Raw genomic sequence first — 10,825 nt, 5'->3', positions numbered from 1 at the left:
CCCCGGTGGCGCCCCCCCCCCCCCGGGGGGTGTGCGGGGGGGGGGGGGGGGCCCGCGCGGGGCCTGTCCCGGGGGTGGGCGCGGGGGCCCCCCGGGGCCCCCCCCCCCCCCCGCCCCGGGGAACCGCGGTCCGCCTCACCCGGCGAACGGCCACGACTCAGTACGCTTCCCACCACACGGAGGAGCGGAAGCAGGCGCTCCACCCCACCCGCCGAAAGGAAGCACGCCCGTGCATGGCGAGTACAAGGTGCCCGGCGGCAAGCTCGTGGTCGTGGATCTGGAGGTCGAGGACGGCCTCCTGCGGGACGTGACGGTCGCGGGGGACTTCTTCCTGGAGCCCGACGAGGCGATCCTCGCGATCAACGAGGCCCTGGAGGGCGCCCCCTCATCGACGGACGCGGCGGGCCTGGGGGCGAGGATCACCGCGGCGCTGCCGGAGTCGACCGTCATGCTCGGGCTCACCGCGGAGGGCGTGGGCGTCGCCGTACGCCGGGCGCTGGCCCGCGCGACGGGTTGGCGCGACTACGACTGGCAGCTGGTGCACGCACAACCGCAGGCCCCGGCTCTCCACATGGCGCTGGACGAGGTGCTCACCGCCGAGGTGGCGGCCGGACGGCGGCCCCCCACCCTGCGGGTCTGGGAGTGGGCCGCGCCGGCCGTGGTCATCGGCAGCTTCCAGTCCCTGCGGAACGAGGTGGACCCCGATGGGGTGGCCAGGCACGGAATGACCGTGGTGCGCCGCGTGTCCGGTGGCGGTGCCATGTTCGTGGAGCCGATGAGCACCATCACCTACTCGCTCTCGGTGCCCGAGTCACTGGTGTCGGGGCTCTCCTTCGCCGACAGCTACGCGTTCCTGGACGAATGGGTCCTGGCCGCGCTCGGCGACATGGGCATCAAGGCCTGGTACCAGCCCCTCAACGACATCGCCACCGACGCCGGCAAGATCGCCGGAGCCGCCCAGAAGCGGATGGTCGGCCCCGACGGCGGCCCGGGAGCCGTGCTGCACCACGTGACCATGTCGTACGACATCGACGCCGACAAGATGCTCGAAGTGCTCCGCATCGGCAAGGAGAAGATGTCCGACAAGGGCACCCGGAGCGCGAAGAAGCGGGTGGACCCGCTCCGGCGCCAGACCGGCCTCGCACGGGAGCAGGTGATCGAGAACATGATCGCCTCCTTCCGCAACCGCTACGGGCTGACCACCGGCGAGGTCACCGCGGAGGAGATGGCGCGGGCGCAGGAGCTCGTGCGGACGAAGTTCGCCACCGAGGGGTGGACCGCGCGCGTGCCGTAGGGACGTCGTGTGCGGACCGGGCGCACCACCGGTCGCGTCTCGTCCCGCAACCGCGCGGGGGCGAAGCCCGGACACCCCCTTTCGTGCGCGCCCGGCACCCCCTGCCGTTCCCGGTCCCTGGGCAGCCGTCGCGGAAGCCTCCCCTCCGCGGTGCCTCCACGCCTACCGTGGCCGGTATGACCTTGGGGGACGAACTGCTGCTGCTCGCGGTGGGGACCGGTCGGCGGCGTCCGCGGATTCGGTCCGAGAACCGCCTCCGGGCGGCCTTGCGCGCCTCGGAACTGGTCGAACTGCACCTGACCGGCCGGATCGCCTTCGGTCCTCGCCGGATCGAGGTCCTCGGCACGGAGTCCGTCGAGGACCGCCGGCTCGACAACATTCTGCTGAGCCTCGGCCGTACGGTCCCGCCGCCGTCCTTCCGGGAGTGGCTGGGCACGGCTCCGCAGTCGCTCGTCAGCGAGTACTACTCCCGGCTGGAGGACCAGAAGGCCCTGAGGTGCCGCCGGTGGCGGGACGCGGCCGGCCGTACCCGGCACGACGTCGTCTCCGTGGACGTGGCCCGTCGGCGCGCGGTCGTGGACCGGCTCGGAGCGCTGATCGACGCGGCTCCCGGCACGCCGCCCGACCGGCGCGACCTCGCGCTGGCCGTGCTCGTCGGGACAGCGGACATCCCGGCGGCCGTGTACCCGGGAGTGCGGGGCCTCGCGGCCCGTCGGCGCCTGACGGCCCGGACCGCGGCCTGGACCGAGCACCTCACCTCCGCGCAGGAGGCCGCGCGGCTCGCCGGCGGGGGCTCCGGGGCCCCTGCCACCCACCCCTTCCCGCCCTCCGGCCGGCTCGGGAACGAGTTGGCCGACCTGTACTCCGATGTCACCACCGGCGGCCACGGCCTCGCGCACTCCCTGGACTCGGGCGGCTGGTCGGACGGGGGTGCGGGCGGACACGCCGACTGACGCGGGAGCGTGCCCCGCACCCCGCCCGGGGCCGGGGCGTTCCCGGAAGGCTCAGCTCCGTTCCTGTGCGCCGAGTCCGGCCAGGGCGCCTGCGTGGGCGAGCCCGCTCTCGGCGGCGATCTCGTCGAGCGTCTGCGCTGAGCGGACGGTGGCCAGCCGCACGCTCCCGGACGGATCGGCTCCGAAACCGTGGACGGCCGGTCGCGGGAGGCTGTTGTACGCCCAGTGCGTCGAGAAGTAGTAGGCCCCGGTGTCGTACAGGACGACGAAGTCGCCCTCCTCCAGCGCCGGAAGCTCACGGTCTCGGGCGACGACGTCTCCGGCGAAACAGCAGGGTCCCGCGACGTCCTGACGGACCGGCGTACCGCCCTTCGGACGGCCGTCGGAGTCGTACGCGCCGACGCGCAGGGGCCAGGCCTCCGGCATGAGGACCGTTCGCGTGGCGACCTGGGCGCCCGCGTGGGTGACCGCGATCCGCCGGCCACCGGCTTCCTTGACGTACTCCACCCGGGCACCGATGAACCCGTTCTTCGCGAGCAGCGAGCGGCCGAACTCCGTGACGAGGCCGTACCGGCCGTCGAAGAGCCCCGGTGCGGCCGCGGCGAGCACGCGGGCGTGCTCGGCAAAGGTGGGGCGGATCTCGTCGTCACCGAAGTTCACCGGCAGGCCGCCCCCGATGTCCAGGCTGGTGATCCGGCGGGTGCCGAGCCCCTCGTTGATCTCCTCGGCGAGCCGGTACGTCTGCGCGACCCCCTCCGCGATGAGCTCCAGGGGACAGCCCTGGGAGCCGACGTGCGCGTGGAGCCGGGTCAGCCAGGGACGCTCGGCGAAGGCGCGGACGACCCGCTCGCGCATTCCCGGGTCGCGCAGCGCCACACCGAACTTCGACGTCGTCGTGGCGGTGCTCATGGCTCCGATCGACCCGCCTCCGACCTGTGGATTGACCCGGAGTCCGACGACGGAGGTGCAGCCCTCCGGGCGGAGGGCGTCGATGCGGCGCAGTTCGTCGAGGTTGTCGGCGTTGACCGCGACGCCCAGCGCGAGCGCCTCGCGGATCTCGTGAGGGGTCTTGGCGGGTGAGTCGAGCACGATCCGGGAGGGTGGGACGCCGGCGTCGAGCGCCAGCCGCAGTTCTCCCGGACTGGCCACCTCGCATCCCATGCCGAGACCGGCGAGCATCCGCAGCACGGGCACCAGCGAAGCCGCCTTGACGGCGAAGGTGTGCAGGACGTCCGGGACATGGGCGAAGGCGGCACCGAGATCCCGGACCGAGGACCGGATCCCTTCGGCGTCGAGGAAGCCGGCCACCGGCTGCTCCTCCCCCAGGAGCCCGTCGGCCGCGGCCCGGCGCATCACGGCACGGACGCGCTGCCGCGGGGTGGGCGGGGCGGTGTCGGGAAGGGGAGGGGCCACCTGCGCGGCGGCGTCGCTGAGGGAGGGCACGGGAATCCTTCGGACAGGCTGCGGCAGGTGCTCACGAGCGGGGCGGACGGGCACGGGAACAGACTCGTCCCCGCGCCCCTCCTCCGTCTTCGTCGCCGGGGACGAAGGGCTTCCGCCCTTTCGTCCTCCGGGACGAACACCACCTCGAATGCCCTCAGACCACGCCGGTCAGACGCACCGCCAGGGCCAGGACCAGACGGATGTCCGGATCGTCGAGGTCGAGCGCGAAACGTTCCCGTACGCGGCGGAGCCGGTAGCGGAGGGTGTTCGGGTGCAGCAGCAGCCGTCGGGCGGCCGCGGGGACGTCCCCGCCGGTCGCGAGGTAGGCGGCGAGGGACCGCACCAGGTCACCACCAGCGGCGAGGTCCGCGCGGATCAGCTCGTGCACGGGCCCGTCGCCCGACTCCCATACGGGACGGACCGCGTCGAGCATGCGCAGCGCGTCGAGGGTGGGCCCCATCTCGCCGGGTCCCGCGCAGCGGACAGGGCGCTCGTCGCACCCCCTGGCCTCCCGGTCGCGGAGGGCGCGCACCACGTCGAGGGCGGCGGCGTAGGAGTGCGACGCGTCGAGGCCGGACGCCACGGCCGGGCCCGCACCGATCCGGACGGGCACGGCACCGGGACCGGTCGAGGTTCCGGTGATTCCCGCCGCCAGCCCGTCGAGCTCCCTGGCCAGCACGAGCGCCTCGTCCGGAGCCGACCCGTCGCGTACGGGGAGCAGCACGGCGATCCGGTCCCGTTCACGCAGAACCCGGGACGAGGGCCTGGTCACGGACGCCTGGACCGCGAGCGCCTCCAGTGTCCGGTGCGGTCCCGGCCCCTCGCCGCGCGGACCCTCCCGCACGGCGACGACGACCGCGCAGGGGAGGCCGGGCCGGAGTCCGAGCGACCACAGGTGCGTCCTCCGGTCACCCTGCCCGTGCAGAAGGGCGCGCAGTGCGTGGGTCTCGCGCCGGAGGGACCCGCCCTCGTTCAGCCGGTGGCGCAGCAGATGGGGTACGGCGAGTGCGGCGGCCCGGCGCAGCGCCCGCGGGGCCTCGGGCGAGAGCCTTCGGCCGTCGGCCGCCACCCAGAGGGAGCCGAGCATCTCCCCTCCGTCGCGGACGGCGACGACGAGGCGTTCGGGGCTGTCGCCGTCGGCGGGTCGGTGGATGACGTCCTGGGAGGTCCACAGGGTCCGCAGCAGGCCGCTGCGCCGCAGTTCGGCGACGCGCTGTTCCGGGACCCGGCCGGCGAGGATCGTGGAACGGCGGACCCCGTCCGCGTCGGGACCGGTCGCCGAGTGGGCCAGCACACGGAACTGGGTGTCCTCCACGGTGATCGAGCCGTGGCAGTGCCGGGCGGTGGCGTCGGCGAGGGCCGCCAGTCCCCCACCGGCCGTGAGGCCCGTGTCCGTGTCGCCGCGGCCCGCGGACGCGTAGGCGGTGGCGGAACGCAGCAGCGCCGCGGTGTCGGCCCAGTCCGCCCATTCGGCGCGGGCCAGCAGGGCGATACCGCGCTCCTCGGCCGCCGCCAGCGCTTCGTCGGGTACGGGGGCCGCCGGGGACTCCCGCAGCACCAGGGCCACCGCACCGCGCCGGGCCGTCTCCGCCACGACGGCCGAGGCGTGCGGAAGGTCCGGTGCGAGGCCCGTCGCCAGCACGATCCTGCCCTCGTGCGGACGGGCCGCGCCCTCGTCCCCGATGATCACCCCGCGGACGGCGACGTCCTGCCCCGCGGGGGCGAGCAGCAGGCGCAGGAGCCCGTCCTCGTCGTGGTCGAGGATCTGTCTCAGCGTGACGTGCCCGGGTCCGTCGCCGGTCGTTCCTGGCATCATGCGCCGAGGATACGAGCCCTCCGCGAGGGCGGGTGCGGCGCCGGCCCTCAGGTGCGGTCGGCGCCCCGGGTGCGGAGCTCGCGGTGCATCGCGCGCAGCCGGTCGGTGAAGGCGGGTACGGGTCCCCGGACGTCCACTCCCGGCGCGACGGCCCGGATGTCCAGCGGGCGCACGGGCCCCGGTGCGGCACCGAGTTCGTCCAGCCACCGGGTGAGCTCGGCGGAGGAGTGCGCGTAGACGATCCTGCCGAGGCCCGCCCAGCCGTGGGCCGCCGAGCACATCGGGCAGTGCTCGCCCGATGTGTAGACCACGCATGCCGCGCGTTCGCCGCTGTCCAGGTGCGCGGCCGCCCAGCGGGCGAGCTCGAACTCCGGGTGCCGGGTGGGGTCGCCGGTGGTGCGTACGAGGTTGCGTGCCTCGCGCAGCACCTGCCCGCCGGGGTCCACCAGCACGGATCCGAAGGGCTCGTCCCCGGCGGCGAGTGCTTCCCCGGCCAGGTCCACGGCTCGTGCGACATGCCGGAGTTCGGCGTCGGTCAGCGGATCGTTCGTCATGCGTCTCCCGTTCCTCGCGGCTGGTGCTGCCCGTGCCGGACAGGACTCAGGCTGTTCCGGAGCCTGCCAGTCCGCCTCGCCCGTGTCCACGAAGCGTTCCGCGCCCGCAGCGCCGCTCGGCGGGCGGCGCCGCGGCGGATTCCGGAGCGGGCGAGGGGCCGGCGACGGGCCCCGGACGCACGACCGCCCCGGCGGGCCGGGGCCCGCCGGGGCGGTCGTGGTGCGGCGCCGGGGTCAGCCCAGGGACGCGATGGCCTTGTTGAAGGTGGCCGAAGGACGCATGACGGCCTCCGCCTTCGCCGGGTCGGGCTGGTAGTAGCCGCCGATGTCGGCCGGCTTGCCCTGGACGGCGATCAGTTCACCGACGATGGTCTGCTCCTGCTCGGACAGCGTCCGGGCGAGCGGACCGAACGCCTCGGCGAGCGCGGCGTCGTCGGTCTGAGCGGCGAGCTCCTGGGCCCAGTAGAGCGCCAGGTAGAAGTGGCTGCCGCGGTTGTCGATGCCGCCGAGCTTGCGGCTCGGGGACTTGTCCTCGTTGAGGAAGGTGCCCGTGGCACGGTCCAGGGTCTCGCCGAGCACCTTGGCGCGCGCGTTGTCCGTGGTGGTCGCCAGGTGCTCGAAGCTGACCGCGAGGGCGAGGAACTCACCCAGGCTGTCCCAGCGCAGGTAGTCCTCCTTGACCAGCTGCTGGACGTGCTTCGGGGCGGAGCCGCCGGCGCCGGTCTCGAAGAGCCCGCCGCCGTTCATCAGGGGGACGACCGACAGCATCTTCGCGCTGGTGCCCAGCTCGAGGATGGGGAACAGGTCGGTGAGGTAGTCACGCAGCACGTTGCCGGTCACCGAGATGGTGTCCTCGCCGCGGCGGATGCGCTCCAGGGAGAACGCGGTGGCCTCCTGCGGGGTCCGGATCGAGATGTCCAGGCCCTCGGTGTCGTGCTCGGCCAGGTAGGTCTTGACCTTGGCGATGAGGTTGGCGTCGTGCGCGCGGCCCTCGTCGAGCCAGAAGACGGCCGGGTTGCCGGTCGCGCGGGCGCGGGTGACGGCCAGCTTGACCCAGTCCTGGATGGGCAGGTCCTTGGTCTGGCACATCCGGAAGATGTCACCGGCGCCGACGGTCTGCTCCAGGACGACGGCACCGCTGGCGTCGACGACGCGGACCGTGCCGGTGACGGGGATCTCGAAGGTCTTGTCGTGGCTGCCGTACTCCTCGGCCTTCTGGGCCATCAGCCCGACGTTGGGCACCGAGCCCATGGTCGACGGGTCGAAGGCGCCGTTGGCGCGGCAGTCGTCGATGACGACCTGGTAGACACCGGCGTAGCTGCTGTCCGGGAGGACGGCGATGGTGTCGGCCTCGTTGCCGTCCGGGCCCCACATGTGGCCCGAGGTGCGGATCATGGCCGGCATGGAGGCGTCGACGATGACGTCGCTGGGGACGTGCAGGTTGGTGATGCCGCGGTCGGAGTCGACCATCGCGAGGGCGGGGCCCTCGGCGAGCTCGGCCTCGAAGGACGCCTTGATCTCGGCGCCGGACTCCACGGAGTCGAGGCCCTTGAGGATGCCGCCGAGACCGTCGTTCGGGGTCAGGCCGGCCGCGGCGAGCACCTCGCCGTACTTGGCGAAGGTGTTCGGGAAGAAGGCGCGTACCGCGTGGCCGAAGATGATCGGGTCGGAGACCTTCATCATCGTGGCCTTGAGGTGCAGGGAGAACAGCACGTCCTCGGCCTTGGCGCGGGCGACCTGAGCGGTGAAGAACTCGCGCAGGGCGGCGACGCGCATGACGGCCGCGTCCACGACCTCACCGGCGAGGACCGGGACGGACTCGCGCAGCACGGTGGTGGTGCCGTCGTCGCCCGCGAGCTCGATGCGCAGCGAGCCGGCCTCGGCGATGACCGCGGACTTCTCCGTCGAGCGGAAGTCGTCGACGCCCATGGTCGCGACGTTCGTCTTCGAGTCGGCGGTCCAGGCGCCCATGCGGTGCGGGTGCGCCTTGGCGTAGTTCTTGACCGACGCGGGGGCGCGGCGGTCGGAGTTGCCCTCACGCAGGACGGGGTTCACCGCACTGCCCTTGACCTTGTCGTAGCGGGCGCGGACGTCCTTGTCCTCGTCGGTCTTCGGGTCGTCCGGGTAGTCCGGGAGGTCGTAGCCCTGCTCCTGGAGCTCGGCGATCGCGGCCTTGAGCTGCGGGATCGAGGCCGAGATGTTGGGCAGCTTGATGATGTTCGCGCCGGGAGTCGTGGCCAGCTCGCCGAGCTCGGCGAGCGCGTCATCGATACGCTGATCGGCCTTGAGGCGCTCCGGGAACCCCGCGATGATCCGCCCCGCCAGGGAGATGTCACGGCGCTCCACCGTGACACCCGCGGTCGAGGCGTACGCCTCGATGACCGGCAGGAACGAGTACGTCGCCAGGGCGGGGGCCTCGTCGGTGTGCGTATAGATGATGGTCGAGTCAGTCACCGGGTGCTCCGCTCCACGTCTGCAACATTGCTTGACATCAAGATATCTCGTGACCGGTCCCCTCTCCACAGTGGCCCGCGCCAATCCCGCCGGAACCGTTCAGGCCCCTTCCCCGGGGAAGGGCGGGCGGTGCTCGTGCCAGCGGCGGTCGGCCTCGAGCTGGGCGGCGAGGGAGATGAGCCGGGCCTCGCTGCGGGAGGGCCCGAGGAGCTGGGCACCGAGGGGCAGGCCGTCGCGGGTGAAGCCCGCGGGGACGTTGACTCCCGGCCATCCGAGAACGTTCCAGGGCCAGGCGTAGGGGCAGGCCGCGGTCATCGCGAGGTCGGTGCGCCAGGCGCTGAGATGGTCGAAGGCCCCTACGCGTGGGGGCGGGGCGGCCGTGGTCGGGGTGAGCAGCACGTCGTATCCCGGCTCTCCGGGGGTGTCGCGGAAGAACGCGCCGATCCGGGCGTGCTGGAGCACCTCGCGGGCGCGGGCGGCCCGGACGATCCGCCCGCCGAGGCGGGTCCCGGTGCGCAGGGCGCTGCGGGTGCGCGGGTCGAGCAGTCCGGGCTCGGGGTGCAGCGCGGCCAGTTCGGCGATGCCGGCGGTGGCCCGGGGGACGAAGGAGAGGCCGATCAGCCCGTAGCGCGGTCTGGCCTCCTCGACGTGGTGGCCGAGCCGGGCGAGGGTCTCGGCGAGTGCGGTGACCGCGCGGACGACCTCAGGGTGGGGCGCGTTGCGGGTGAGGGTGAGCGGGGGCCGCACCGACAGGGCGATGCGCAGCGTGCCGGGGTCGCGGCGGGCCGCGGCACGCGCGTCGACGGCGGGCGGACGGTGCGGGTCACGGGGGTGGGGTCCGGCTGCGGAGTCCAGGAGGAGGGCGGCGTCGGCGACCGTGCGGGCGAGCGGGCCGTTGACCGTGAGGCCCTGGAAGGCGTCGCTCTGCGGGTGGACGGAGATCCGGCCCCGCTGGGGTTTGATGCCCACGAGGTGGGTCCAGGCGGCCGGGATGCGGATGGATCCGGCGCCGTCCGACCCCAGTGCGGCGGGGACGAGTCCGGCGGCGACCGCGGCCGCGGAGCCGCCGGACGAGCCGCCGGGCGTATGCGCGGTGCTCCAGGGATTGCGGGTGGCACCGAACGCCGGCCCTTCGGTGAAGGCCCACTGGCCCAGCTCGCAGGAGTTGGTCTTCCCGACGACGACGGCCCCCGCGGCCCTGAGCCTGCGGACGGCCTCGCTGTCGTCGGCGGCGGGCGGGAGCACGCCGTCGCAGCCGAAGTAGGTGGGCATGCCGGCGACGTCGGTGTCGTCCTTGACGGCGACCGGCACCCCCAGCAGCGGAAGCCGCTCCCCCGCCTCGAGCCTTCGGTCGGCGTCCGCGGCCTCGGCGAGCGCGGCCTCGGGTCGCAGCTGCCGGAAGGCGTTGAGCACGTGCCGGCTCGCCTCGATTCGCGCCAGCGCCGCCGCGACCAGCCCGGTCGACGTCGTCCGGCCCTCGGCCAGCAGCCGGGCGCAGTCCACCAGCCCGGGCTGCGGGGACGGCTGCTCCGACGGCCTGGGCGGCCCGCTCGGACCGGTCCGCTCCGTGGGGTCTGCTGAGGACATCGCCACCGCCTCCTCGCGTCAGCGGGGGCACCGCCCCCGGCATGCGCCCGGGGCCCGCCCGGGCGGGTCTACTGGAGGGTAACGAGGCGGGAGGGTGCGCTCAAGGACCCCGCACCGGGGCCGCCACGGCGGCGCGGCCGCCGTACGTGCGCGCGCACGGCACGGCGCTACGGACGGACGTGGATCTCGCCGATTCCCGTGCCCAGACCGGCGCAGTGTGCCGTCGACTGCCCGGACTCACCCGGCCGCAGTGTGACGTGGTCGCCGTCCACATCCGGGGACCAGCCGCACACCAGGTGGACCCAGAAGGTCTGGGTGGCCGTGCCGTCGTTCCTGCAGAGCGCGTAGCCGGTGTAGTCGTCGACGGCGTGCTTCCCCGTGTCGCAGGACAGGCCCGGAGGGGTCGCGGCTGGCGCCACGGCAACCGCGCCCGTGGCGGGCGCGGCCAGGGCGACGGCCAGTCCCAGGACGGTCGCGCCCCTCGTCAGGGACCGGACGGCGCTCCCGCGGTACGGCTTCTTCATGTTCTCCCCTTCGCTACGGACCGGTGCGGATGATCCGGGCCGGTTCCGGTACATCCGTCTCGGTTCGGATGAGGCGGGCCGTTCCGGTGGATCCGGGTCGGTTCAAGTGGTCTTCACGGCAGCTCATCCCCCACGTTCCGTAGCGGAAAACGGCGCGCGGAATCACTCTCCGTGCACCAGGTCCGCCGCGCACGCGACCG

8 protein-coding genes are annotated in these 10,825 nt (G+C 73.8%); 2 read left to right on the top strand and 6 right to left on the bottom strand.

Going from position 1 to position 10,825, the window contains the following annotated elements; genetic code table 11:
* The first annotated feature begins 229 nt into the window (after nt 1–229).
* Nucleotides 230–1,294 (top strand): lipoate--protein ligase family protein, encoded by a 1,065-nt coding sequence (locus ACFXOA_RS20205; protein WP_385030021.1) that lies wholly within the window; start codon nt 230–232, stop codon nt 1,292–1,294.
* Between the two features lie 176 nt (nt 1,295–1,470).
* The gene (locus ACFXOA_RS20200; RefSeq protein ID WP_385030019.1) at nt 1,471–2,247 is read left to right on the top strand and encodes a GPP34 family phosphoprotein; all 777 of its coding nucleotides are present in this window, start codon (nt 1,471–1,473) and stop codon (nt 2,245–2,247) included.
* 51 nt (nt 2,248–2,298) lie between these two features.
* On the opposite strand, the gene ACFXOA_RS20195 is transcribed toward ACFXOA_RS20200, so the two are convergent.
* From ACFXOA_RS20195 to ACFXOA_RS20170, 6 genes are all read right to left on the bottom strand, one after another.
* On the bottom strand, nt 2,299–3,660 hold the full coding sequence (locus tag ACFXOA_RS20195; RefSeq protein ID WP_385030030.1) for a diaminopimelate decarboxylase: 1,362 nt from the start codon (nt 3,658–3,660) through the stop codon (nt 2,299–2,301).
* 184 nt (nt 3,661–3,844) lie between these two features.
* On the bottom strand, nt 3,845–5,506 hold the full coding sequence (locus tag ACFXOA_RS20190) for a helix-turn-helix domain-containing protein (protein ID WP_385030015.1): 1,662 nt from the start codon (nt 5,504–5,506) through the stop codon (nt 3,845–3,847).
* Nucleotides 5,507–5,553: 47 nt separating this feature from the next.
* A complete protein-coding gene (locus tag ACFXOA_RS20185; RefSeq protein ID WP_385030012.1) occupies nt 5,554–6,060 on the bottom strand; it encodes a nucleoside deaminase in 507 nt (168 codons plus the stop codon).
* Nucleotides 6,061–6,294: 234 nt separating this feature from the next.
* Nucleotides 6,295–8,514: an NADP-dependent isocitrate dehydrogenase gene (locus ACFXOA_RS20180; protein WP_385030009.1), complete on the bottom strand. Its 2,220-nt coding sequence runs from the start codon at nt 8,512–8,514 to the stop codon at nt 6,295–6,297.
* Nucleotides 8,515–8,613: 99 nt separating this feature from the next.
* Nucleotides 8,614–10,101 (bottom strand): amidase, encoded by a 1,488-nt coding sequence (locus ACFXOA_RS20175; protein ID WP_385030006.1) that lies wholly within the window; start codon nt 10,099–10,101, stop codon nt 8,614–8,616.
* A gap of 167 nt (nt 10,102–10,268) precedes the next feature.
* The gene (locus ACFXOA_RS20170; RefSeq protein WP_385030003.1) at nt 10,269–10,625 is read right to left on the bottom strand and encodes a hypothetical protein; all 357 of its coding nucleotides are present in this window, start codon (nt 10,623–10,625) and stop codon (nt 10,269–10,271) included.
* Nucleotides 10,626–10,825 lie beyond the last annotated feature (200 nt).

Origin of the sequence: Streptomyces sp. NPDC059166 (genome assembly GCF_042755185.1) — a bacterium.
Taxonomy (GTDB): Bacteria; Actinomycetota; Actinomycetes; order Streptomycetales; family Streptomycetaceae; genus Streptomyces.
Note: the sequence above shows the minus strand (reverse complement) of the source record. Positions and strands in the feature narration are given on the sequence as shown.

Bases quoted from the DNA above. Each gene is read 5' to 3' on its own strand.
- ACFXOA_RS20200 (WP_385030019.1), top strand. From the start codon at position 1,471: ATGACCTTGGGGGACGAACTGCTGCTGCTCGCGGTGGGGACCGGTCGG.
- ACFXOA_RS20170 (WP_385030003.1), bottom strand. From the start codon at position 10,625: ATGAAGAAGCCGTACCGCGGGAGCGCCGTCCGGTCCCTGACGAGGGGC.
- ACFXOA_RS20175 (WP_385030006.1), bottom strand. From the start codon at position 10,101: ATGTCCTCAGCAGACCCCACGGAGCGGACCGGTCCGAGCGGGCCGCCC.
- ACFXOA_RS20185 (WP_385030012.1), bottom strand. From the start codon at position 6,060: ATGACGAACGATCCGCTGACCGACGCCGAACTCCGGCATGTCGCACGA.
- ACFXOA_RS20190 (WP_385030015.1), bottom strand. From the start codon at position 5,506: ATGATGCCAGGAACGACCGGCGACGGACCCGGGCACGTCACGCTGAGA.